The following is a 24,878-nucleotide window of genomic DNA, read 5'->3' on the forward strand; positions in this document are numbered from 1 at the left end:
CAGGCCACGCCATGACCGACGCACTCGACTCCTTCGACCGCAAGATCCTGAATATCGTCCAGCGCGATTGCACCGCGACTGCGGACGCCATTGCCGAACGGATCGGTCTGTCCACGTCGGCCGTGCAGAAGCGGCTGAAGCGCATGCGCACCGAAAAGATCATTTCGGCGGAAATCGCGGTGGTCGATCGCGCGGCGGTTGGCCGACCCATGACATTCATCGCTGCGATCGAGATCGAACGCGAAAACTACGAGACGGTCGCCAGGTTCCGCGAGTGGTCGAAGGCGCATGACGAAATCCAGCAGATCTACTACGTGACCGGGTCCGTCGACCTGATCGCGATCATCACCGCACGCGACGTCGAGGCGTACGACCGACTGTCCGCGCGGATCATGCAGAGCAACCCGATGATTCGCCGCATCAACACGAACGTCGTGCTGAGCGCGGTCAAGGTCGGGCTGTTCGTGCCGGTCGACAAGGATGGCGACGACGAACCGTCGGTCACCTGACACGCCTTTTTCGCGCGGCGACGGTCGATCTGCCCGTTCCGCGTGACAAACCGCAACGGGTGACTGCCTGAATCGGGCGAAACGCCTAATTTGAAAATCGATTCGCATAACTAACCTGTGTCATGTAGTCAATGAACAGGAGATGATCAAGATGGAACTCAAACTGGCACTGGTCGGTTTCGGCGGAGTCAATCAGGGACTGGTCGAACTGCTCAAAAAGAAGCGCGCGATGCTGGGTGCGGCGGGACTCGACGTATCGGTGACGATGGTCGCCGACCTGCGGCTCGGGATCGCGACGAATCCTCGCGGGATCGCGCTGGACGTCCTCGACGAAACCGCTCGACGGGGCGTCGATGCCGATGCGCTGCGCCGCGATCCCGGCACGCTGGTGTCGCCGGACGTCGGCCTCGGTGCGGTACTGAAGGCCATCGCATCGGACCACGTGGATGTCGTCATCGAGGCGACCTTCACTGATCCGAACACCGGTGAGCCTGCGCTGTCGCATTGCCGTACCGCGCTCGAATGCGGCAAGCACGTGATCACGACCAACAAGGGGCCGATCGCGCTCGCGCAGCCGGCACTGGCGCGGATCGCCGCGCAATCGGGTGCTTGCGTGATGTACGAGGGCACGGTGATGAGCGGCACGCCGGTGCTGCGGCAGCTCGCGACGTCGCTGCGCGGCTGCGACATCAACGGCTTCGCCGGCATCCTGAACGGCACGTCGAATTACGTGCTCGGCGAGGTCGAGGCCGGCGCGAGCTTCGATGCGGCGATCCGCGATGCGCAGCAGCGCGGCTATGCGGAGGCAAACCCGGCGGCCGACGTCAACGGTTCGGACGTTCAGCTGAAGGTCGTCATTCTGGCCAACGCACTGTGGAATGCCGGACTCAAGCGTGGCGACGTGACATGCCGCGGCATCGTCGAGCTGACCGAGGACGACGTGCGCGCGGCGGCGGCGGAGCGCATGTCCTGGCGGCTGATCGGTTCTGCTGCCCGCCATCCGGACGGCACCGTTACCGCGTGTGTCGAACCGCGCAAGCTGCCGGCCGGCCATCCGCTGCTTGCCGCGAGCGGCGTGACGAACGCGATTACGTTCGACACCGACGTGCTCGGCGGCGTGACGATCAGCGGGCCGGGTGCGGGGCGCGAGGAGACGGCGTTTGCGATCCTCTCCGACCTGATCGAACTCGCGGACAGAATCGGCGCAGCTTCGCACGAGGTGACAGCATGAGCGCGCGCGATGCGGTCATGAGCGACTGCACGGGAGCCGGTGTAGCCGATGTTCGGTCGCCGTATGACGGCTCGATCGTCGGCCAGGTTCATTTGTCGCGTGCCGATGCGGCGCCGGTTCTCGTCGAGCGTGCGCTCGACGGCGCGCGCGCGGCCGCAACCATGCCGCGCAGCGGGCGGGCCGACATCCTGTTTCGCGCAGCCGCGAGCGTGGAGGCACAAGCGGAGACATTTGCCCGCACGATCGCGCTCGAAGCGGGCAAGCCGTTGCGGCAGGCCCGTAAGGAAGTCGCGCGCTGCGTGAACACGCTGCGCCTGTCGGGCGAGGAAGCGAAACGACTCAACGGCGAGACGATCCCGTTCGACGGGTATCCCGGCTCCGAGGATCGCAGCGGCTACTACACGCTGGAACCGCTGGGCGTGATTCTCGCGATTACGCCCTTCAACGACCCGCTGAACCTCGTGGCACACAAGCTCGGGCCGGCGATCGCGACCGGCAATGCAGTAATCCTGAAGCCCTCGTTGCTCGCGCCACTGTCCGCACAGGCGCTCGTCGAGGTGCTATGGGATGCCGGTGCGCCGCGCGACGCGCTGCAGATCGTGCACGGCGGCGCGGACATCGCGTCGGCGCTGGTGCGCGACCGGCGGATCCGGATGGTGACCTTTACCGGTGGCCCGCAGACCGCCGAAGCCATCACGCGCGATGCGGGACTCAAGAAGATCGCGATGGACCTGGGCGGAAACGCGCCGGTGATCGTCATGGCCGACTGCGACCTGAAGGAGGCCGCCGAATCCTGCGTGTCGGGCGCGTTCTGGGCCGCGGGACAGAACTGCATCGGCACGCAGCGGATCTTTGTCGCCGAGGCCGCGTACGAGCCGTTCGTTCGGTATTTCGTCGAGCTGACCGGCAGGATGGTCGTCGGCGATCCACTGGACGATGCAACCGACATGGGGCCGATGATCGGCGAGGAACAGGCGATCCGCGTCGAACGCTGGGTCGACGAAGCGGTCGCGTGCGGTGCGACGGTGCTGACCGGCCATCGGCGGCGCGGGGCGCTGTATGAACCGACGGTGCTCGCGGATGTGCCGCACGACGCGCGTGTATGGACCGACGAGGTATTCGCGCCGGTCGTGACGATCGAGCAATTCACCGACCTGCAGCAGGCGCTCGACGCGGCCAACGCGTCGGAGAGCTGCCTGCATGCAGGCGTGTTCACCAGCCGGCTGGAAGTGGCGCTCGGCGCGGCGGAGCGTCTGCAGGCGGGCGGCGTGATGATCAACGATTCGTCCGATTACCGCTTCGACGGCATGCCGTTCGGCGGGTTCAAGCATGGGTCGCTGGGCCGCGAAGGCGTTCGGTTCGCGATGACGGAAATGACGCAGCCGAAGGTGGTCTGCTTCAGGCGCAACCGGCGGCTGTCGAGCTGATGCGCGAGCGCCGGCACCTGGCGGTGCCGGCGCGGCGCGAACCGGAGCGGTGTGTGCAATGTATTGAAGAAGGAGTCGAGGATGCCAGCAGCAATTCCTGCATGCAAGCCGGCGGCGGACGCGCTGGTGGTCGAGGACATTCACAAGTCGTTCAACGGTGTCGAGGTGCTGAAGGGCATCTCGCTGACCGCGAGGAATCACGAGGTCGTGTCGATCCTCGGCAGCAGCGGGTCGGGCAAGAGTACGTTCCTCAGGTGCATCAACTTGCTGGAGATGCCCGACCGCGGCCGGATCTGCGTGAACGGTGAAACGCTCGCGCTGAAGCCGGCAGGCCGCGACGGCACGCTCGTCGCGGCCGATGCGCAGCAAGTGATGCGCGTGCGCCGCAAGCTCGCGATGGTGTTCCAGCAGTTCAATCTCTGGGCGCACATGACCGTGCTGCAGAACGTGATGTTCGTGCCGGTGCGCGTACTCGGCATGCCGAAGCGCGATGCACGCGACAAGGCGATCGCGATGCTCGAACGGGTCGGGCTCGCCGGCAAGTGCGAACACTATCCGAACCAGCTGTCGGGCGGCCAGCAGCAGCGCGTCGCGATTGCACGTGCACTCGCGACCGACCCCGACGTGATGCTGTTCGACGAGCCGACGTCGGCGCTCGATCCCGAGCTTGTCGGCGAAGTATTGAAAGTGATGCGCTCGCTGGCCGACGAGGGACGAACGATGCTCGTCGTCACGCACGAGATGGGGTTTGCGCGCGAAGTCGCGAACCGCGTCGTGTTCGTCCACCAGGGACGAATCGAGGAAGACGGCAGTCCCGACGAGGTGTTCGCGCGCCAGAAGTCGCCGCGTTTCCAGAAGTTTCTGTCCAGCATCATCTGATGCGGATTCAATGTCAACCGGAGGGGAAACCATGAAGAAGCTGCTTCAGTTGTTGTGCGCGGGCGCGGCATTGCTCGGATCGGTCGCGCATGCCGAGCAGGTCGTGCGAATCGGCACGCTCGCCGATTACGCGCCATTCGAATACAAGGATGCGTCCGGCAAGCTGCAGGGTATGGAAATCGACATCGGCAAGAAGATGTGCGACACGATGAAGGTCAAGTGCCAATGGGTGACGATGGACTTCGACGCGTTGATTCCGGCACTCAAGGCGAAGCAGATCGATGCGGTGCTCGCGCAAATGTCGAAGACGCCGGAGCGTGAGCAGTCGGTGGACTTCACGCGCATTTTCACGACGGCACCCGTGCAGCTCGTCGCGAAGCAGGGCTCGGGCATCACGGACAACGCCGCCACGCTGCGTGGCAGGACGATCGGCGTTCAGACGGCATCGACGCACGAATCCTATCTGCGCCGCCGCCTGCCGGCGGGCAAGTCGGGGATCAACGTGAAGGTCTATCAGACGCTCGACGAGGCGTGGCTCGATCTCGAGGCCGGACGCGTCGATGCGGTGTTCGCCGACAACACGGTCGCGTACGACTGGCTGACGAAGGCCGGCAGGAAGGAGGGCTTCGACTTCGTCGGCAAGCCGATCGCCGATGCGGAGATCTTCGGCGACGGTACGGCGATCGCGGTACGCAAGGGCGACGCGCCGCTGAAGGCGCTGTTCGACAAGGGTATCGCGCAGGTACAGGCGGATGGCACGTTCGCCGCAGCCAACAAGCGCTATTTTCCGTTCAGCATCGCGCCGCAATAGCAGCGCATCGGGACCGCGCAGGCGCCGGACGGCGGCCTGGGCGATCCGGGTCCTACACGGAGCGATATTACGATGGATATCCTGGTGAACTACGGCGCGCAGATCGCGGCTGGCGCACTCGTCACGCTGGAGCTTGCAGTCGCCGCGCTGTGCGTCGGCATGCTGCTCGGCATCGCCGGTGCGTCGGCAAAACTGTCGAGCCTGGCGTGGCTCAGACATGCGACCTATGCGCTGACCAATTTCCTGCGCGGCATTCCCGAGTTCCTGATCCTGCTGATTTGCTACTTCGGGTTGTCGCATTTTCTCAACGCGCAATTCGATGGTGCCTTTGTCCTCAGCCCCTTCGCCGCCGGCGTGATCGCGCTCGCCGTGGTGTTCGGCGCCTACTCGTCGGAGATGTTCCGCGGCGCGTTCATCGCGGTGCCGGTCGGGCAGATCGAGGCAGCGCGCGCGTACGGGATGACCCGCCTGCAGACACTGTGGTACGTGCGCCTGCCGCAGGCATGGCGCATCTGCCTGCCGAGCCTGAACAACATGTGGCAGAACTTGCTGAAGGACACGTCGCTGGTGTCGATCGTCGGGCTCGAGGACATGTTGCGCAAGGCCAATATCGCCGCGCAGTTCACCAAGCAGCCGTTCGTTTTTTACGTGACGGTCGGAATCGTCTATTTCGGCTTTCTCGCCGCATCAAACCCCGTGTTCGCGTGGCTCGAGCGCATCGCGGGCCGCGGTTACGCAAAACGTACCTGACGAGGACCACGTGATGAACGACATTCTTACCCTCATCGTGCAGTCCGGCCCGGACGTCGCGCGCGGCATATGGATCACGCTCGAGCTGCTGGTGCTGTCATGCACGCTTGCGTTCGCGCTCGCGGTGCCGCTGGCTGTCGCGCGCACGTCGGCGTGCCGGTGGCTGTCGACACCGAGCCGCCTGTTCATGTCGGTATTTCGCGGCACGCCGCTGCTGGTGCAGATTTTCGTGCTGTATTACGGGCTCGCGCAGTTCTCGATCGTGCGTGCGTCGCCTCTGTGGCTGCTGGTCGGCGGATCGTTCTCGTGTGCGTTGTGCGCGCTGACGCTCAATCTCGCGGCATACATGGCGGAAGACATCCGGGGCGGGATCGCCGGCGTCCCGGCCGGCGAGAAGGAGGCCGCGCTCGCGTTCGGGATGAGCCGCTTCATGCTCACCTGGTTCGTGATCGTGCCGCGTGCGATCGGCATCGTCGCACCGACGCTCGGCAACGAGATCGTGCTGCAGCTGAAGTCGACTGCGCTTGCCAGCACGATTACCGTGCTCGACCTGACCGGTGTCGCGCGGCGCATCTCCATCGAAACCTATACGACCGACGCGCTGATGGTGGCCGGCATCGTGTACGTCGGCATCACGGCTGTACTTTCGACCGTGCTCAAACGCATCGAAGGTCTGCTGAATCGCCATCTGGGCAGCGTGCGTGACGGGCGCCACATGACGCGACATAACGAACGATCCGAGGACGACATGGGATACAAACTTGAAACGCTGGCTCTCGCTGCGGACCGCGACGTGACCGACGAGAAGTCGGTCGCACCGGCGATTCACTATTCGGCGGTGTTCAAGGCAGCCGGCAGCGAGGAATTCGCGGAGATGTCGAGCGTGCCGCAGCATCCGCGCAACTACACCCGCTATGGCAATCCGGTTCACGAGCGCGTGAAGGCGATCATGGCGGAGCTCGAGGGCACCGAGACCGCGCTCGTCACGGCATCCGGAATGGGCGCGATCGCGACCGCGATCCTCAGTGTCGTGAAGGCCGGCGATCACGTCGTCGGCCAGACGCGTCATTACATGAGCACCACCAAGATGCTCGACGACATGCTGCGCCGGTTCGGCGTCGAGGTGACGTTCGTCGACCAGACCGACGTGGCCGCGTTCGATCGCGCGATCCGGCCGAACACACGGCTGATCGTGCTCGAGTCGCCGGTCAATCCGCTGCTGCTCGTGACCGACATCGCGGCGGTGACTGAAATCGCAAGAGCGCGCGGCATCCTGACGCTCGCGGACAACACGTTCGCGTCGCCGGTCAACCAGCAGCCGCACCGGCTCGGTGTCGACATCGTCGTACATAGCGCGACCAAGTATCTGGGCGGCCATCACGACCTGACGGGCGGCGTGATCTGCACGAGCCGCACGCTCGCCGAGCAGATCTGGCATACGCACATTACGCTCGGCTCGGTGCTGTCCCCGATGGACGCGTGGCTGCTGCTGCGCGGGCTGCGCACGCTGCCGATGCGCGTCGAGCGGATCAATGCGAACGCTCAGGCGCTCGCCGAATTCCTGGAAGCTCACGCGAAGATCGAGCGCGTGTTCTATCCGGGCCTGCGCAGCCATCCTCAGCATGGGCTCGCATGCCGGCAGATGCGCGGTTTCGGCGGCGTGGTCGCGTTCGGCGTGCGGGGAGGCTACGGCGAAGCGCAGCGCTTTGTCGAGGCGCTGCGCTTGCCGCTGAATGCAGGCAATCTCGGCGGCGTCGATTCGCTCGCGATCCATACGGCATCCATGTGGGCGGGCACGATGTCGGCGGAGCAAATGCGTGCAGCCGACATCCCGCTCAATTTCATCCGCTATTCAGTCGGCATCGAGCACATCGATGACCTGAAAAGCGATATTGCGCAAGCATTGGAGCAGATCTGACATGGACCGTCGCGCATGCTCGATCGACGCCCCGCGCGCGTCGCGCCGAACGTTGAATCGATCCGGACACGAGATGCGCGCAATACAACCACGGAGTACGGACTATGCATGACATCACGGTACTGGACGGCGGCATGGGGCGCGAACTGGCGCGGATGGGCGCACCGTTCAGACAGCCGGAATGGTCGGCGCTCGCGCTGATGGAAGCGCCGCATTACGTCAGCCTTGCGCACGACGCATTCGTCGCGGCGGGTGCCGACGTGATCACCGCGAACAGCTACGCGGTCGTGCCGTTCCATATCGGCGAGGAACGGTTCCGTTGCGACGGTGTCGCACTCGCGGCACTAGCCGGGCAACTCGCGCAGCAAGCCGCCGATCGCGCGGGGCGGCCGGTGCGCGTCGCAGGATCGCTTCCGCCGACGGGCGGTTCCTACCGTCCCGACCTGTTCGACGCGGCGCGCGCGGATGCGATCTTGGCGACGCTCGTCGATGGGCTCGATCCATACGTCGACCTTTGGCTGGCCGAGACGCAGAGCCTGACCGACGAAATTTGCGCGGTCCGGCGCGCGCTAGGTGAGAGCCCGAAGCCGCTCTGGGTCTCGTTCACGCTGCGCGACGACGTCGAAGCAGGCGCCACGCCGGTCCTGCGGTCGGGGCAGACGCTCGACGAAGCGATCGACGCCGCCGTGGCCGCGCGCGCGACCGCGCTGCTGTTCAACTGCAGCCAGCCGGAGGCGATGGGTGCGGCGATCGAGACGGCGCAGCGCACGCTCGCGCGAACGGGAACGTCGCTCGCGATCGGCGCCTATGCGAACGCGTTTCCGCCTCAGCGTGCCGATGCGCGTGCAAACGAGGAACTCCACGGTTTGCGCGGTGACATCGATCCGCCAGGCTATGCAAGATGGGCGGAGCAGTGGCTTGCGCTGGGCGCGCAGATCGTCGGCGGGTGTTGCGGAATCGGTCCCGGCCACATCGCGGCATTGCGCGACGCGGTCGACGTACGCGGCGCCCGGCACACCGGGCTCGGCGAATGAAGATCGACGGCCTGGACCAAAAGATAATCGACGCGTTGTGTGCCGATGCGCGGATTCCGCTCGCGGTGCTGGCCGACAGGATCGGCCTGTCAAGGCAGGCGGTCCGGAACCGGATCGACCGGCTTGAGGCGTTGAAGATCATTGCAGGCTATACGGTGCGGCTCGCGTTGCCCGACGATGTCGCACCCGTGCGTGCGGTGATGCTCGTCTACCGCAAGGACCGGATGCGCGGCGCCGACGTGCTTGCCGCACTCGAGCGGATCGCCGAGGTGCGCGACTGCGCGGTCCTCAGTGGCGAGGTCGATTTGTTGGTGCAGATAGAAGCGCCCACGCACGAGCGCATCAGCGACATCTGGGCGACGATTAGTGCAATGGACGGCGTGCAGAATATGACGACCAGTTTTGTGCTCGATTCGATTGTCCACAAGCGTTGACGGCAATTCCCGAAAGCGTCGCGATATCGGCACGAAGAGAGGCCCGTTTTGCACCGAAGACTAGCCCGTGCACGCCTACGCTGCGCTTCAACATCATCGTTTGGATTCAGCGCACCTCGCTGAAATACTTCGCCAGCGCGGCTCACGGACGGTGGATCAGCGTTCGAACCGTGGGATCTGTTTGTCCGCTTTCGCCATTACGTTTGGGTGGGAAACACGCCGATTCAGTACAAATACTATCGAAAGAACGGCGATGGCGGCGTGACGTGGGAAAACCCTCCAGGCAGTCGCAACCGCATGCTGACGACGCCAGCGTCAGGTGCCGTGACGTTGAACGACAAGGTCAACTGGTGATGTCTTGCGAGCGTCGTGGTGCCCGTGCGCCGATACGGGGCAGTCGCTAATTCACTCCTGTCGGAGAATCGCGACTACGACGGTCGCCATGAACTTGAATCGAGAGTTAAATCCAGAATTAATTTCCGACTAAATTTCCGGCTAGAACTTATGGCGGCATTTATTTCCGGGATCGACGCGTCCGGCACAACACCAGAGCTGCCACGAGGCGGCGGTGCAAGTCGCCGGTGAATCAATGTTTGAACGATAAATCCAATTGAAATTTCCGAATCAATTCAATTGTTTGACACAAAATTAGAGGTGTGATTCTATTCGTCAAGCAGATTTTAACCATCCGACATTCAATCCGCTCGCGCAAGGATATCGAAAAGCGACGTCCTTCCGAGCGTCATCCGATTCATACAACAAAAGTCGATTCCGACGAGGAACAAAGAGGCGACACAGGGCCGCTGTTCGGGCATGCCCCGATCCGAACAGCGCGGCCACGGCTCGCCATTTCTCGATGTGCGGCCTGCGCCACAGCTTGAGGGGAAATCGTCGCACACATGGTTTGGAGAACGTATGATTCGCACATCGAAGAAAGTCGTTGCGGTTGCTGTCGGGCTTCTTGCATCGGCTACTGCCTCTGCAGGAGATGCAACTGCACCGATCTTCGTATCAAACGCCATGCTGGACAAGCATGTGATTTATCAGGATTTTGCCTTCTATCAGCCTTACGACGGAACCGTCTACAAGACGCTTGCACGGCAAGCACCGGAACTCCGTAATCTCGGCATCACGGACGTCTGGTTTGCGCCGCCATATCGCGCATTGAACGACGGGCGATTCAGTGAAGGCTACGCAGTGATCGACCGCTACGATCTTGGCGAATTCCCGCAGGGGCGCGGCAACGCCATTGCGACGAAATATGGAACCGGTGCCCAACTTCGTGAGGCGATCGAAAGCATGCACCGGCAGCGCATCAATGCAATAGCCGACATCGTCCCGAACCAGATGTTTTTCTCGCAACGCGAAGTGGCGAGCGTGACGGCAGTCGACATTTTTGGAAATCCGACCAATCCGTCCGCCAGCAATGTGTTGTACCCGGGGTATTCGAAGGGCGGCGGTCTTGGTCAGAAGCAATACGGCGTAATCAAGCAGTGGCAGGCGAAGTATGAAAACGGCACGTCGCCGCAGGCACTCGGCATCGATCGCATCATGGTCGACGGCGCCGGCGCGCCGTACCGCTACTACGGGCCAGGCGATGCGCGAAACCATCTTCCGGCATGGCTCGCGGCGACCGATGCGGCACGCGTTGGTGCGCTCAACACGATCGATACCTACCTGTCGGTCGATGGCAGTTACGCTGCGCAAAGCGCTGCCACGGCCATCCCGGTATATCGACCGTATCTGCTTTACTATGTCGACCCGCGTCGCGACGCGACAGTTCAGCCCTACCTGTCGTACATGCGCGCACATGGCTTCCCGGGCAATAGCGATGACGCCGTGCGCCAGAGCATCATCAACGGCAATGCCGACGCCGTGACGAAGGCGACCAACGACTACCTTGCGCTGCAGCCGGGCTATTCGGCGACATCGGAAGCGGGTGCTGCGGCATTCCGCTTCAACAAGCCAAGTAACGCGAACGTCAACAAGAACGTCCTCCAATATGAATTCCTGCTCGGTTCCGACATCGACAACAGCAACGCCACCGTGCAGACCGAGACGCTGAACTGGCAGCGGTTCCTGCTCGACAAGTATGGTTTTGACGGGTTCCGATTCGATGCAGCCGGCCACTACAACACGGACATCCTGAGGCAGTCGGCGGAATTGATGTCGGGACGCTACGGCCACGACATGAACAATCACTTGAGCGTGATCGAATCGTACGTCGATCCCCAGATCGCCTTCGAGAACAGCAACGGGAACGGCCAGCTGGCCTACGACGGCACTCTTTATTACACGATGTACAACACCCTGGAACAGGCGAACCCGGGGGGGCCGCTCAGCGATATCTTCGCGAAGTCGATCGTCGGGCAGGCCCGCTTCGGTGCCGGCAGGGCCATTCCGAACTGGTCGTTCGTCACGAACCACGACCAGGAGCACAACGTGATCGAGAAGATCCCGGTGCCGCCGACGCAGAAGGCCGGGTACACGCCGGACGCGGCAATTCAGCTCGCACAAATGTCGATCTACGACAACGATCGAAAACAGGCTGTCAAGCAATACGCCCCTTACAACGTGCCCTCCGCCTATGCCGTGCTTCTGACGAACAAGGACACGGTGCCTACCGTCTTCTACGGCGACCTCTATGAGAGCGACAAGGCATACGTGTCGACGAAGACGCCGTATTACGACGCAATCACGCGACTGCTCAAGATCCGCCAGAAATTCGTGGCGGGTGCGCAAGTTGTGACGTATTACAAGACGAACACGTCGCCGTCCGTAGCCGGACAAGATCTGCTCGCAAGTGTGCGCGTCGGGACGGATCGAGGTACAGGCGTCGCAACCGTGATCGGCAACAATCCGGCGACGGATGCAACGATTCGCGTCGACATGGGGCTGCAGCACGCCAACCAGACCTTCACCAACATGTTCGGACAGTGGCCTGAACGCCTCCAGACCGATGGACGCGGCGTGCTCACCGTACATGTCACTGGATCCTCGACACCGCAAGTGCGCGGCTATCTCGGCGTCTGGGTGCCGACTTCCGAGGGGGAGGGTTCGATGATGGGTTACGCAAGCTGATAGACGTGGCTCAATGACGAGCACCGCGGCGCGATCCTTCGATCGCGCCGCGGCGGCTCGAAACCATCGGGGGGCACACTACACGAGCCGGAGCCGGCGGAAACGAGCGAGGGTCTCGCGAAACAGAGGATCGGTTCTGGTCCTTTGCCGATCGCCCCTGTCCCTGACTGAACGCACACGGTTTTACCATTCGCGAATGGATCAACGTTCTGCTCATCGCCGTGCCGCTTTGTTCGCCGGCATGCTTCACCGAGCTGCTGTGCGGCCGCATGATTTCGCCCGAGGGATGGGTGACCCGAGATGACACTCGATTACGATCGCGACCAAGGTGAGGGCACGTGCGGTCGAGCAGTCGCGTCGGCGACGCGGTCGACCCAGCCCCGGTAGAACGCGCGGTACTTGAGCACGAGCTTGTCGTACCTGCTGTATGCGCCGCCGCCGTCAGGCTTCATCCCGTTCCAGATCTTGACGTCGTACCCCGCGGCCTGCCTGGTCTGCAACCCGAACAGCACGTAGTCGGTCGCGCGGCGCAGGGCGCCGCCCACCTTCTTGATCGAGATGAGCATGTGCATGACGTTTTTGCCGTCGCTCACCGGCGTCACGCACTGGAGCAGCTTGTATTTGAAGTCTCCGTCCAGCGCGACGGTCATGACGCACCCGCCGGGGTAGCCATCGAAGTGCAGGTTCATCTGCGACATGTTCAGGCCGAGCGCGCGCGACAGCATGCCGAGGGGCCCGAAGTACCGGTCCACGGTGAAGTCGATCCCGGCACCGAACCACGCGCCCGCCCGGGCCAGCGACTCGACCTCCGGCCACCGGCGCCAATCGTCGAAGAGCTTGAGCTCGAAGGCCGAGATCGGGAGCGCGTGCACGGGGGTCGCGTGCTGCGCGTCGTAGAAGTTCTCGACGATCCGCAAGACCGCCGTCGTCGTCTCGAACGCGAAGTGCAGGTGCATGAAGTCGCCGTTGTCGACGTCGGCCGCGGCGATTTCGGGCAGCGGATGCAGCGGCTGCGGGGAACCGTACCAGACCCACACGTAGCCGTATCGCTCGGCGGTGACCAACGTCGGCTGGCGCGCCCCGCGCGGGACGGGCTCCAGCCGGCTCACCGCCGGGCTGTGGCCGGGGATGTGAACGCACTGGCCCTGCTCGTCGTACCGCCAGTGGTGAAACGGGCACTGGATGCACCCGTCCTTGACCCGCCCGTCAGCCAGGTTCGCGCCGAGGTGCGAGCAGTGGCGGTCCATCACCACGGCCCGCCCCGTCGCGCCGCGCCACGCCACGCACGGACGGCCGAAGAGCGTCAACTCCGTCGGCTTGTCCTTGAGGTCGTCCGAGCGCATCGCGACGTACCAGCTCGCGGCCAGGCGCGTGGTCGCGTCGTACGCCCCCGGGGTATGCTCGTTGGCGACCGCTTGATCCAATTGAACGTCGTTCATCGTTTTTGTGTAGATGTCGGCCGACTACTTCAGTGCCAAGCCGATGCGGGTCGTGATGTACGCCTTGAGCAGCGCGAACATCGGGTTGTAGTCGAAGTACTTTTTCACTTCTGCCGGCGCGCTGGTTTGCGTCCAGTGCATCAGCTTCAGCGCCGGCAGCAGGCTGTACTTCGAGTTGTTGAGCTGCGGTTTGGCCCCGGTGATGCAGTACCCGAAGCCGAACATCGGCCTGGCGAAGTCTCGTTCGTCGATGAGGACGTGAATCCGCGCCGCGGCCTCCTCGGCCCGCTTGCGCCCGGCGCTCACGGCCTCGACCTCGGCTTTGGCGTCGTTGAACAACTGGTAGTACCCCTCCATGTCCGCGCACAGGTATCCGAGGTACGGTGGGTCGTTGTCGAGGTGATCGAGGTCGCCCTCGTCACGCGACGCGCGGAACCTCGCGTGGGCTTGCACGAGCCGGAACTGCCCGAGGATCGTGCCGACCGCCCACAGCCTGTGGAACGCGTCCCACAGGCGGAAATCCGAGAACGCCGTGTAGCAGCAGCTGACGAAGTCGTCGTTGTGGTCCAGAAGCTTCTGCTGCAGGCGCTCGATGTACTCGAAGCGCTCGGGGGAGAAGTCGTCGTCGCGCAGCGCCTTGATGAGCCGCGCCGCGAGTGCGTGGATGGTCACCGCGGTGTTCTCGAGCCCCCGGGAGAAGAGCGGGTCGATGAACCCGTTCGCGTGCAGCATCAGGCAGTAGCGGTCGCCGACGCAGGCGGTCGACGAGAATTGCAGGCGGTCGGTCTTGACCCAGTCGCGCACCGGCACGGCGTCCCGGAACTGCGCGCCGATGCTCGGGAACCGCGCGAGGAACTCGTCGAATTCCTGCTGCGCCGAGATGTCCGTTTTCGGGTAGACACGCGGGTCGAGCTGCAGGCCGACGCTCACCAGGTTGTTGGTCGACCGCGGGTGGTTGTTGAACGGAATCACCCACAGCCAGCCGCCCGCGAACATGTGGTGCAAGGTCCCCTCGTGCCAGCGCCAGCGCTGCCCCTTGACCTTGAAGATGTCGTCGAACGGCTTGACCCCGAGCATGTGCGTGTAGAGGCTGCGCGAGTGCGTCTTGAAGCGACACGGCTCTTCGCGGAGCTTGAACTTGGTCGCGAGCGGCGCGCGGGGGCCTCCACAGTCGATCATGTACCGGCCGGTGAACCGTTCGCCCTGGGCGGTGGTCACCGCGACGCCGTCTTTGTCGGCGTGGTATTCGGTCACGTTCGTCTTCTGGCGGACCGTGCAGCCGTATTTGATGGCGGCTTGCAACAGGTAGGCGTCGACGTCCTGCCGGTAATAATGGCTTTCCGGACCCCACGGCAGCTCGGGAATGACGCACTGCGTGAACTCCTTCGGGTCGTGCTCCTGGCCGGGCTTGTGGAACACGAAGCCGAAGTTGCGCTTGATGCCCGTGCTCGACGCGACGTAACGCTGCGTCGAGTAGAACGACGTGATGCGGTCGAGCTCCGGAATGCCGTAGCGATCGGCGATGATGCGGTTCATGAGAGACGTCTCGGGGATCGACGATTCGCCGATCGTGAACCGCGGGTGCGACGACTCCTCGATGATCAGCACGCGAAACTGTTGATTGGCCAGGATGGCCCCCATCTGGGTGCCGGACATGCCCGAGCCGAGGATGATCACGTCGAAGTGGTTGCTGTCGCGCCCGTTCGCGGGGCTGTTCTGAGTCATGGGGGCACACTCTCCTTGTGAGATGGAACACATCGCCGCACGCGTCCGGCGTCAGGGCTCGTCGAGCGCGGCGCGGAGGCGGGACCGCGCGGCACGCGTGAGCGTGAGCAGATCGACGAGCGCGCTTGGCGCGTACCCCCCGCTGCCGATGGCGGGGCCGCTTTGCCCGGCTTCGTACGCCCGCTCCGCCAATTTGAGGTGAGGTGCCCGGAAGCGCAGCAGGACCTCGAAGACCCGGTCGAGGGCCGCCAGCCCGGCCCCGACGGGCTCGCCCCGCGCGCCGGCCGCTTGCGCCTCGCCGAGCACGCGGTCGACGAGCGCCGGCTCCCCGGCGAACCGGGCGTAGACCGCCCTGTACGCGGGAAGCACGTAGGGCAGGTACGTCTCCTTGAATTCTCGATAAGCTGGGTGGTCCGATCGCGAGCCCCACAGCACGTGCTCCAGCACGAAGAGGGGCATTTCCACGGCCCCGGGGCCGAGGTAGCTCTGGCCCCCGACTCGAATCGGTTCGTAGAAGGGGCGGAGCTCGTTGTAGAAGACCTGTACCGAGATGAAGCGGTAAGCGTAAACGATCGATTCGACCATTTTCTGCAGATAGGCCGCCAGCTCGTCGCACCCTTGCGCGAACGCGGGCGACCGCAGGGGCACGTCGTACAGCTCGACGGTCACTTCGATGGCCGCCTCGAGGGCCGCCATCGAGATGCGCACGCTCTCGAGCAGGTGCCCTTCGTCGCGCAGCCCGGTGTAGCTCCGCTGCGCGTCGGCCGCCGCGGGGTTCCAGACCGTCACGTGCAGGAGCGTCTCGCGCGGCGGCAGGTCGGTCGCGCGCGCCAGGTCGAGCAGCACCGGCTCGAGCCCGGGCACCACGTCCGCGGGTTCGTGTCCGTGCCGCTTGAGCGACCCCAGGAAGAACCCGATGTCCCGCATCGCGGCTGCGGCTTCGACGAAGCCCCAGCCGGAGGGCACGCCGCGCGCCGGGAGGAACTCGCGCAACAGGCCGACGATGCCGGGCACGTCCTTTTTACGGTTCAGGTCAGGCAGTTGCAGAACGAGTGCCCGCGCCCGCAGCGGATCGCAGGCCGCCACCGCGGCGTGCGTGGCCTCGAATGCGCATACCCGGTCCAGGGTGCGCTCCACTACAGGATTTCCGGCGCCGCGAGCGTCGATCCGGGCTGGCTGCGAGACAGCCCCGCGTCGCCGTCACGCAGCGACCGCAGGTAGTCGTAGTTCGTCGGCAGGCTGGTCCGCAGACGCTCGGCCTCGCGCCGGATGCGGGCGAACATCGCCTCGGCCTTGTCGATCGACTCCGGTCGGTGCCGCAAGAGCGGCAGCGACCGGTCGGGCAACATGCCCAAGCCGGCAAAGATGCAGTAGTAGTTTCCGTTCAACCAGAAGTTCCTGAATTCGTAGTCAAACGTTTCGTAGTACGTGGAATCGTCGAACGACGTGGTGGTCAGCGGCAGCCCCGCCTTGTAGCGCTGAACCTTTTCCTTGATGGCGTCCGAGAGCCGCAGGTCGTGCCGGTTCGCGAGCCAGAACGGCGTGTCGTCGCGCGACGTGGTGAAATAGTGCGCCTGGACGAAATCCCGGCAGTCGTCGAACATGTGGACGATCTCGGCGTTGAATGCGTCCGCCAACCGCGGGTCGAACGAGGTGTCGGGGAAGTGCTTCACGAGCTGGTAAAGCGCCGCGTAGATGAAGTAGATTCCCGTCGATTCCAGGGGCTCCAAAAAGCACGACGACAGCCCGATAGCGACGCAGTTGTTGACCCACGCCCGCCCGTTGCGCCCGACCCGGAACTTGATCTGGTTGAGCGGCTGCTTGTCCGAGAGGCCCCAGAGGTTGAGGAAGTCGGCGGTGGCCTGGTCGCGCGACGTGAACTTGCTCGAGAAGACGTAGCCGCTGCCGAACCGGCCCAGCATCGGAATCTTCCAGGTCCACCCCGAATTCATGGCGATCGCGGAGGTGTACGGCTCGACCCCCACGCGCGCGTCGGCGTTGGGCACGGCGCTGGCGACCGCGCTGTCGCACAGCAGGTAGTCGGACATGTCGATGAAGGGCTCCTTCAGGGCCTGGTTGATCAGGAGCCCCCGCATGCCGGAGCAATCGATGAACAGGTCCGCCTCCAGCGTGCGCCCCTCCTTGGTGGACAGGCTGGAGATGTAGCCGCGGTCGTTCAGGCGAACCTCCACGACCTCGTCGACCACCCGTTTCACCCCGCGTTCGACGGCCCAGCGCTTCAGGAAGTCGGCCACCAGGTGGGCGTCGAAGTGCCACGCGTGGGACATCTGGCGGGTGCCGTCGGACAGGCACGGTGCGAGCTTGCCGTCGAGCGCCCCGGGCTGCGGGTAGCACGCGTACTCCATCGGCTGCTGGAAGCCCTGTTCGCGCTTGCGCAGCCAGTAGTGGGTAAGCGGCACGCCGTCGCAGTTCGGCACGTTGCCGAACAAATGGTAGAAGTGATCGTCGCGCGAGCGCTCGGGCGACTTCCTCCAGTTCACGAACTTGATGGCGGCCTTGAACGCACCGTTCACCTGGGGCATCCACTCCCGCTCCGGTATCCCGAGGAAGTCGAAGAACACCTTCTGCAAACTCGGGATGGTCGCCTCGCCCACGCCGATCCGGGGGATCGCCGCAGACTCGATGAGCGTAATGTTCGTGTGCTGCTGGAGCGCACGGACGAGGTACGAGGCGGCCATCCAGCCCGCGGTGCCGCCGCCCACGATGACGATATTCTTGATCGGGTTGCTCATGACACGCTTCTCATAGGATTTGAAACCTGAATGGATAGTGCCGCCTTGTCGAGCTGAACTCGCAACTCGTCCGGTAACGCGTCATAACGTGTCTGGCTCATCACGACAAATGACAGCGGGAAGGCATGGTGAATCGCAGCGAAGTTCGGCAAAATGGAGGACGTCCCTCCACGCAATATCCGGACATCCTTGCGTCCCCAGAGTTTGATCCGAGGCTGTTCTCTTCTCAATTCAAATGGAAGCACAATCGAACAATGCGAGGCGCCCATCGCATCGGCGGCACACCGCGTAATGGATACCGAATCAACAGATTGACTTGCCGATGCGGCTAATCGCCATTAGCGCATCGAGATGCTCGGACAACGTCAGCTTCCCGAGGCTTGCCATACCATGCACGTAACCTCTGCGACACACCATAGCAGTGTTCACGATGGCACAGCTCGCAAAATTTCATATCAATCTCAATTGATCCAGAGAGATACTCAATCCGGAAAATATCGACGCAATATTTTCCGGTAAATTATTTACTTTTTTAAAAATGAAATCCTGTTTTAAATTTTTGATCGTGCGTGGTGACGAATTTATTGTATAAAAATACGAAATGAACGACTGAATTCATATAGAAGAAATGGGGTCGTCGCCATTTCTGAAACAAAGATTTCAACCTTTGCGCATTTCGGTGGTCTTGACCTGCTCCCAGCGTTTATAGGGTGTTATGAACTTTGCCGCTGACAAGATCTAGCGGTTGAGGACGGAAAACGCCAGCGTGCCCGCGAACATCAACAGCACTACCGACGCACCGCGAAGCAGCGTTCCGGTATGGGTGGTCAGAGACCGGCGCGCCGTCAAGGCGCCGCCGATGGTGAGCCACATCGAACCGATCGTCACGGCGAGCGCCGTGAAGACCGCGATCGAGCAGAGATAGAACGGAACCGATACGAAAGCCTGCGGGGGAAAGATCGCAGTGGCGAACAATAACGCCTTCGGGTTCATGGTCGTCGCGACGAACATGTCGCGAAAGCCGATGGCACCCGACTGGATGTCTTCAAAGCGTGGGCTTTTCCACAGCTGCAGGGCGAGATAGCAAATATAGGCCGAGCTCCCCAGCTTCAGCACATCGTAAAGCCACGGCCGTGTGGCCGCGAATGTCGCCAGGAAGAAACCCCACAGTGATATCGCGAAGCCATAGCCCAATGCCTCTGCAACCAGGAGAGGCGACGATTGCCGGAAGCCGACCTTGATCCCTGAGGACAGCAGCAGGGTATTTGTCGGCCCTGGCGTGGCCAGGACCAGCGAAACGTAAAGTGCCATCTTCAACATCACTTGCAATGTCGGCATCTTGCTTCCTTGGTGTCGATGACGATCGCCACGCGTCGGGGCGAACCGTCGTATCAGTTGTCAGTCATTCTGCATTCGGGCAGCTGTAGGCGTTCATGATAAGCGCTAGCGGCGCTCAGTAATCATGCTAACGGCGATCAAGCGAAAATCGCCTGGTTTCAAGGGGTTGGGGGAAATGGTGCATTTGTCACGGCGTTGCCGTTGCGCGACAAATAATGATAGCTTTGCTCACTAACTTTGCCAGCGCGTCAGTCGTGTCCTTTTGACCTGCTCCCCGCGTTTAGTACGGTGACAGTGTAGAGTCCGTTCCCGAGAGCAACGGCAATGAAAAACGATTCACCGAAGAACAAATCATCGGCATCTTGGGGGACTTTGATTTCTATGCAATTTTCCGGTTATATCCACCTCAGCCTGGCGGTACTTTGCATCAAGGCCCAAATTTAATGGTCAAAGTAATCATGGACTTGCTGACTATGCGATACAGTGGGGCCAGCGATCGGCTCCGAGTCTCGTACCACGGCGAACTCGGGACTGTCGAGATGGTCGAGCGGCTCGGCAGCAAGGTCATGGCAGGCAATTTCAATTGAAGGATTGACCTTCTTGTGAGATGCGACGATCGAAGCCGTGAGCAGTCGGCTTACCGATTGATCGCCGATGATGCTGGAATCGGCATGCAGTAGTGTCATCCCGATACTCCCGATTCAATGAAGTTTGGTCACGGCCACAGGAGACGGTAGCCGCCTGGCCGTGGCCGGTGAAGTTCTCATGAAACGCGAGGGCGGTGCTACGGAGATCGGTGCGACTGCTGTAGCGGCCAGCCTTGCCCGGATCATGAGCACTCGATCGCCACGGCGTTTGTCGACTGACTGAGCCTGATCTCGCCCAAGTAGGCGCTGTCGCCCAATTCGCACTCGCGCCAAGCGTTGCCGAGGGCATGTCGGATTTTGACTCGGTAGAGGCCGCTGCCGCTGGCAAGGCCGTCGAACCGGAAATCGCCGAAGCCGTCCGAGACGGTTTCGGCTACCTGCAGATTACCTACATACAAGGCGACGACCGCATCCGTGACACACTCGACCACGTCTCCTGCCTGGACACTGACACTTCCGCCGACGAAGCACGTTTCCCAACGCTCGAGGCCGCTATACCAGACGCGGGGCTTCGTGCCCAGGTTGGGTCGCAATACCTTGAGTCCCTCGCGTCGGGCCTTTTCGGCCATCGCCGTGTCGTCGAGCTTGACCGTCTCGAAGACATCGGTGGGGCACGACTGCTGACAACGCGGGCGGGACCAACCCTGGTCGAGCAAATGAGCATCGAAGATCCAGATCTGCGGCAGTTGCAGCTCTTCGTTCCAGACGATTGCCTTGTAGGGGCAGGCCTTGACGATGTCCTTTCGGCCTCGCGCCTTGTCCGGATCGATGATGACGATGCCGTCGGCACGCTTGCGAACGGCGCTGCCGCCCGCACGCATGCAGGGCGCGTCGTCGCAATGGTTGCACATGACCGGCAGATAAGTGGTCTCGACCATATGCGAAGCGCCCTGTACACGACGCAGGATGCGGACGGGGCTCTCGGCGTTGGCCGCGGCGGGTGCGGCGTAACCGGGGAAGTCGTTGCCGACGTGTTCGTCTCGCGCGGCGATCACGCAGTTCTGGCAGTTCTCGCAACGCCCGACTTTGATAATCAGGTTCCACTTGCTCATTTGAAATTCCTCACGCTGCGCGACCGAGCATGAACGCCTCGGCACCGCGCCATTTCTCGACCTGCACCAGGCAGGAATTCGGGCTCATGCTGCTGGTGCCGGAGGTCTGCGGCCGGTCGGGGGTAAGCATGTTCATGCAACCGCCAATCTCGACTTGCTCGCCGTCGATTTCGATCAGCTGAAATTCAGCGCTCGCCTCGTAGGATTTCACCACTCCGGCATTTACCAGGGGCGAGACATCGGCGGCACAGATCACGGCGCCGCGGTCGTTGTGCACCTTGACGAGATCGCGATGGGCAATGCGTCGAACGGCGGCGTCGGCCGGATTGAGCCTCAGCAGCCAGAACCGGTGCCCCGCGATCAGCGCGCGATGATCGTCGATGCCGTTCACAGCGGAATTCTTGCCGTCACAATGGGTATGAAAGCTGTAGCGGCTGTGAGTGGCGATCAATTGCAGCGGGTAGCGCCGAGCCAGGTCCGAGCGCAAGCCCTCCCAGGAGGGGATATAGCGGTTGAGCGCTGGCCGCTCGGGATTGTCCGCAGTGTGCCGCTTCAGCAACTCGGGCACGAACTCCAGCTTGCCGCTCGGCGTCTGCAGGCCCCGGCCGAACTTTTCCGAGAACTGCGACGGCAGCGGATGAGGTTCCGGCAGGTCCTTCCTCCTGTCTTCCGCATACCAACGCATGTCCACGGGATGGCGCAGCTCAGGCTTTTCGGACGGCACGACGAAGTAGCCCTTGCGGCAGAATTCGCGCCACGAAATGTGATCGGGCAGATCCGACGAGTCGAAGACGCGCTTGACCCAGTCGAGATCGCCGCAGCCTTCGGTGAAAACGCCACCCAGGCCCAACCGAGTCAGGATGGCGGTGAAAATGTCATAGTCGGAGCGGGACTCGCCCAAAGGCTCGATGCACTTGTGCTGCAGCGTCAGCATGCGATGGTTGACCGTGCCATACCCATGGTGGGCGTAGCCGCCCGAATTCGCCCATTCTCCGATGTCCCAACGCTCCAGCGAAGTGCACGCGGGCAGGATGAGGTCGGCGAACTGGGCTTCGCCTTCCATCCAGATCGACTGATTGACGACGAACTCGATGCTCGAGTGCCGGTAGGCCTCCGTCCAGCGTCCGGAATTCGTCACGGTACTGAACGCGGATCCGCCGTAGCGATAGATCATGTGGATCGGCGAATAGCCGGGCATCGGGTAGGTGAACGGTGCAAACTGGGCTTCCTGGGACATGCCGTCCCAGAGATAGCCGGTGGCGTGACCGTTGAGTATCGCATCGGGCATCTGCTGTCGCGGCACCATCTGCTTGACGGGGTTCATGGTCAGGATGTGCGGCATGCGCTGGTAGTTGTCCACCGCATTCGCGGTCCAAGCCAGGTCGCCTGAAATGCCGCCGTCCGCGTAGCCGGGGAAGTAGAACTGGAGATCGTGCGGGGCGCCGATTTCGAGGCAGCCGAAATTCACTCCCGGCTTGCCCCAGCCCTGCATGGACATCATCATGATCATGCAGCGCGCCCATTGCGCCCCGGTCGCCCCGCGGCCCGCACCGCCGAATCCCGCACCGGTCATCCCGACAGCGAGATGAACCTTCTTCTTTCCCCATAGGCGCGCAAGTGCGCGGGCGTCCTTGGCCGGCACGCCGGTCTCGCTCTCCTGCCACTCGGGAGTCTTGGCGGTACCGTCGGTTTCGCCCAGCAGGTAGGCTTTCCAATCGTCGAAACCGGTCGTGCGCGTCGCGACGTAATCCTTGTCGTACAGGCCCTCGACGGTCCAGACGTACATGATGGCGGTAGCCAGGGCGGCATCGGTTTGCGGCCGGACCGGGATCCAGCGGCCGCCCAGCAGCTGTGCGGTCGGATTGCAGTGCGGGTCGATATGAACGAACTCGATGCCGAGTTCCTTGGCCCACAGGCGGCGTGGCGTTCCCTCGAATCCTGCGTAGGCCCCGTTGGTACTTTCGGGGTCGCAGGACCAGAAGACGATCATTTCGGCTTCCTTCAGACCATCCTCGAGGCCGCCGTAGCCGGAGGGCACGCCGACGCGCATCGAGTTGCCGAAATGATGCATGGCGCCCCAGTACCAGCCTTCCCAGCTGTCCGGATTCGCGGCGACCCGGGTGAAGCCGATCAGGTTGGCGAATCGCGTCAGCGCGCTGAGGTAGTAGCCGACGTTGCCCCACTGGTGGTGGGACGACATCGGGAAAGTGATGGAGCCGGGGCCGTGAACACGCTTCTGCCGGTTGATCTCCTTGGCGACGATGTCCAGGGCTTCGTCCCAGCTGATACGTACGTAGCCGGACTTGCCGCGGTTCTGGGGATTGCGCTCGCCGTCGGGGTCGAAGTCGACCCGTTTCATCGGGTGAAGGATGCGCTTGTCCGAGTAGACCAGCGACTTGAGGGTCAACGCGTGAGGCGCGACCAATCCACGCCGTGGCGGGCTGAAGCGGCGCCCACGTGCCTCGATCACCCAACTTTTCGCATCCGTATCGTCCAGCTCGATGGGGGTCACGCGGACGATGCGGCCATCCTTGACGTAGACGAACAACGGCCCGCCATTGGTACAGGTGGTGTAGCGTCGGGTGCCGTCGCGCATGGGCGTGCCCATCGGCAGGCCGACGGTGCACATCATGCTCAGGGTTTGCATGAGCCAGACCAGCAGTTCGTCCTCGCCCTCGGTGACCACCTTGAAGTTCTTGGCAGCGTGGACGATTTCGCCCTGGTCCGGGTTGGGCGAAAGGAACTTCAGCGCGGTGGCGACATCCTTGAAGGCCATGCGCACGTCGGGCCGCGGATGCTTGCCGGCGCGCGACCGAATGCGGCCATTCCTGAACTCGATGGCGCGACCGATGCTTTGATCCGTGAGCCCGATCCACGCGACGAGATTGCGCTCCTTGAGGCGATCGCGATAGGCGGGGAAGCGGCGCGCCGTCAGGTCCAGAACCTTGGGCAAGGCAAAAAGAATGGTCTTGAGAGCCTGTCGTTTCATCGTTCGATCCAGAGTGTTGCTTCTATGCGGGGGCACTGGCATCCGGGCGCACCCGCTAGAACGTATAAGCGACGTTCAGGAAAACGTTGACGGGATTGAGTCGGAGCGTCGATGTGGAAACGATCTGCGTCCCGGTCGCGGTCCGTCCGTATAACGTGAGGTGAGTCTTCACCGGCATGTAGCCGACGGAAGTACCGACAGACCAATGTTTGGTCATCGCGTAACTCGCCCCGAGCTCGAACACCGGGTTCCACGATGCGCTGAGTGTCGCGCGCACCGAGCCGCCCGGCCCAAAGCTGTCGGAGACGAACTGGAGATTGGTCGCCCGAACCTGAGTGAACCACGTGTAGTTCACGCCAAGCCCCGCGTATGGACGGAATTTCGATGTGGCCGAAAACAGGTGATATCGAAGTTCGATGGCCGGCGGCATCGGCCTTGTCGTGCCGAGGGTTCCATACTTCTGCAACGTCCCGTCACCGACCAGATTGACTGTCAGTGGCAGTCCAAACAGCATGGCGACACCAACGTTGTCGGTGACGTAGTACTCGGTGGTGATGCCCATCGTATCCGTCGAACTGGCATGCGCCCCGGTACCGGCCAGTTGCTGATTCACCGTCACGCCACCGACACTTTGCACGGTCAGCGGCGTTGCGTCGCCCTGTGGCGATATGTGCAGCCATCCCACCGATGTGGTGATGCTTCCTGCCGTCTGTGCATCTGCATTGTCGGCAAGTGCAGCCGAGCAGATACAAACCGCCATGCCTGCGAAACGCATCGTTCGCGTGAAATTCATCTTTGTCTCCTCTGTCTCGATCCGATTAACGAATAAAAATTAATTTGGATACCTTATTGAGCATGACG

20 protein-coding genes and 1 pseudogene are annotated in these 24,878 nt (G+C 62.8%); 11 read left to right on the forward strand and 10 right to left on the reverse strand.

From position 1 onward, the window contains the following. The first annotated feature begins 11 nt into the window (after positions 1 to 11). The 11 genes and pseudogenes from ACM6JT_RS01225 to ACM6JT_RS01275 all read left to right on the forward strand — a co-directional run bounded on the left by ACM6JT_RS01225 (position 12) and on the right by ACM6JT_RS01275 (position 12,074). Positions 12 to 509 carry an Lrp/AsnC family transcriptional regulator gene (locus tag ACM6JT_RS01225; protein ID WP_407972814.1) on the forward strand — a complete coding sequence of 166 codons (498 nt, stop codon included), beginning with the start codon at positions 12 to 14 and terminating at the stop codon, positions 507 to 509. A gap of 151 nt (positions 510 to 660) precedes the next feature. After that, on the forward strand, positions 661 to 1,740 hold the full coding sequence (locus tag ACM6JT_RS01230) for a homoserine dehydrogenase (RefSeq protein ID WP_414855836.1): 1,080 nt from the start codon (positions 661 to 663) through the stop codon (positions 1,738 to 1,740). After that, positions 1,737 to 3,167: an aldehyde dehydrogenase family protein gene (locus ACM6JT_RS01235; protein ID WP_414855837.1), complete on the forward strand. Its 1,431-nt coding sequence runs from the start codon at positions 1,737 to 1,739 to the stop codon at positions 3,165 to 3,167. Before ACM6JT_RS01230 ends, ACM6JT_RS01235 begins: the two co-directional genes overlap by 4 nt. Before the next feature lie 81 nt (positions 3,168 to 3,248). Next, positions 3,249 to 4,046 carry an ABC transporter ATP-binding protein gene (locus ACM6JT_RS01240; RefSeq protein ID WP_407972817.1) on the forward strand — a complete coding sequence of 266 codons (798 nt, stop codon included), beginning with the start codon at positions 3,249 to 3,251 and terminating at the stop codon, positions 4,044 to 4,046. 31 nt (positions 4,047 to 4,077) lie between these two features. Further along, on the forward strand, positions 4,078 to 4,857 hold the full coding sequence (locus ACM6JT_RS01245) for a transporter substrate-binding domain-containing protein (RefSeq protein WP_414855838.1): 780 nt from the start codon (positions 4,078 to 4,080) through the stop codon (positions 4,855 to 4,857). Positions 4,858 to 4,929: 72 nt separating this feature from the next. Continuing rightward, on the forward strand, positions 4,930 to 5,607 hold the full coding sequence (locus ACM6JT_RS01250) for an ABC transporter permease (RefSeq protein ID WP_407972819.1): 678 nt from the start codon (positions 4,930 to 4,932) through the stop codon (positions 5,605 to 5,607). 13 nt (positions 5,608 to 5,620) lie between these two features. Beyond that, complete coding sequence (locus ACM6JT_RS01255; protein ID WP_414855839.1) at positions 5,621 to 7,525, forward strand: ABC transporter permease subunit; 1,905 nt, start codon at positions 5,621 to 5,623, stop codon at positions 7,523 to 7,525. A 104-nt stretch (positions 7,526 to 7,629) separates the two neighbouring features. After that, entirely contained in the window at positions 7,630 to 8,559 is a 930-nt protein-coding gene (locus ACM6JT_RS01260; RefSeq protein WP_414855840.1) for a homocysteine S-methyltransferase family protein, read from the forward strand. Then, positions 8,556 to 8,993 carry an Lrp/AsnC family transcriptional regulator gene (locus tag ACM6JT_RS01265; protein WP_414855841.1) on the forward strand — a complete coding sequence of 146 codons (438 nt, stop codon included), beginning with the start codon at positions 8,556 to 8,558 and terminating at the stop codon, positions 8,991 to 8,993. Before ACM6JT_RS01260 ends, ACM6JT_RS01265 begins: the two co-directional genes overlap by 4 nt. 222 nt (positions 8,994 to 9,215) lie before the next feature. Continuing rightward, a pseudogene (locus ACM6JT_RS01270) lies at positions 9,216 to 9,347 on the forward strand (carbohydrate-binding module family 20 domain-containing protein); the annotation flags it as partial. 561 nt (positions 9,348 to 9,908) lie between these two features. Further along, positions 9,909 to 12,074 (forward strand): glycoside hydrolase family 70 protein, encoded by a 2,166-nt coding sequence (locus tag ACM6JT_RS01275; RefSeq protein WP_414855842.1) that lies wholly within the window; start codon positions 9,909 to 9,911, stop codon positions 12,072 to 12,074. A 311-nt stretch (positions 12,075 to 12,385) separates the two neighbouring features. Here the strand turns inward: ACM6JT_RS01275 and ACM6JT_RS01280 are convergent, their stop codons facing one another. The 10 genes from ACM6JT_RS01280 to ACM6JT_RS01325 all read right to left on the reverse strand — a co-directional run bounded on the left by ACM6JT_RS01280 (position 12,386) and on the right by ACM6JT_RS01325 (position 24,810). Continuing rightward, positions 12,386 to 13,513 (reverse strand): Rieske 2Fe-2S domain-containing protein, encoded by a 1,128-nt coding sequence (locus tag ACM6JT_RS01280; RefSeq protein WP_034184325.1) that lies wholly within the window; start codon positions 13,511 to 13,513, stop codon positions 12,386 to 12,388. 24 nt (positions 13,514 to 13,537) lie between these two features. After that, the gene (locus tag ACM6JT_RS01285) at positions 13,538 to 15,238 is read right to left on the reverse strand and encodes an NAD(P)/FAD-dependent oxidoreductase (protein ID WP_414855901.1); all 1,701 of its coding nucleotides are present in this window, start codon (positions 15,236 to 15,238) and stop codon (positions 13,538 to 13,540) included. A 51-nt stretch (positions 15,239 to 15,289) separates the two neighbouring features. Then, on the reverse strand, positions 15,290 to 16,375 hold the full coding sequence (locus tag ACM6JT_RS01290; protein ID WP_414855843.1) for a monodechloroaminopyrrolnitrin synthase PrnB family protein: 1,086 nt from the start codon (positions 16,373 to 16,375) through the stop codon (positions 15,290 to 15,292). Further along, the gene (locus tag ACM6JT_RS01295) at positions 16,375 to 17,991 is read right to left on the reverse strand and encodes a tryptophan halogenase family protein (RefSeq protein WP_217589260.1); all 1,617 of its coding nucleotides are present in this window, start codon (positions 17,989 to 17,991) and stop codon (positions 16,375 to 16,377) included. Before ACM6JT_RS01295 ends, ACM6JT_RS01290 begins: the two co-directional genes overlap by 1 nt. Continuing rightward, a complete protein-coding gene (locus tag ACM6JT_RS01300) occupies positions 17,988 to 18,167 on the reverse strand; it encodes a hypothetical protein (protein WP_347814859.1) in 180 nt (59 codons plus the stop codon). Before ACM6JT_RS01300 ends, ACM6JT_RS01295 begins: the two co-directional genes overlap by 4 nt. 562 nt (positions 18,168 to 18,729) lie before the next feature. Continuing rightward, entirely contained in the window at positions 18,730 to 19,329 is a 600-nt protein-coding gene (locus tag ACM6JT_RS01305; protein ID WP_414855844.1) for a LysE family translocator, read from the reverse strand. A 440-nt stretch (positions 19,330 to 19,769) separates the two neighbouring features. Next, on the reverse strand, positions 19,770 to 20,015 hold the full coding sequence (locus tag ACM6JT_RS01310; protein ID WP_414855845.1) for an NAD(P)H-dependent oxidoreductase: 246 nt from the start codon (positions 20,013 to 20,015) through the stop codon (positions 19,770 to 19,772). Positions 20,016 to 20,158: 143 nt separating this feature from the next. Then, positions 20,159 to 21,028 (reverse strand): 4Fe-4S dicluster domain-containing protein, encoded by an 870-nt coding sequence (locus tag ACM6JT_RS01315; protein ID WP_414855846.1) that lies wholly within the window; start codon positions 21,026 to 21,028, stop codon positions 20,159 to 20,161. Between the two features lie 10 nt (positions 21,029 to 21,038). Next, on the reverse strand, positions 21,039 to 24,017 hold the full coding sequence (locus ACM6JT_RS01320; RefSeq protein WP_414855847.1) for a molybdopterin-dependent oxidoreductase: 2,979 nt from the start codon (positions 24,015 to 24,017) through the stop codon (positions 21,039 to 21,041). 55 nt (positions 24,018 to 24,072) lie between these two features. Next, positions 24,073 to 24,810, reverse strand: coding sequence for an OmpW/AlkL family protein (locus ACM6JT_RS01325; RefSeq protein WP_243566898.1), 738 nt, complete (start codon positions 24,808 to 24,810; stop codon positions 24,073 to 24,075). Between the last annotated feature and the right edge of the window lie 68 nt (positions 24,811 to 24,878).

It is taken from the genome of Burkholderia sp. IT-111MI5 (assembly GCF_949752865.1).
Lineage (GTDB): Bacteria > Pseudomonadota > Gammaproteobacteria > Burkholderiales > Burkholderiaceae > Burkholderia > Burkholderia pyrrocinia_C.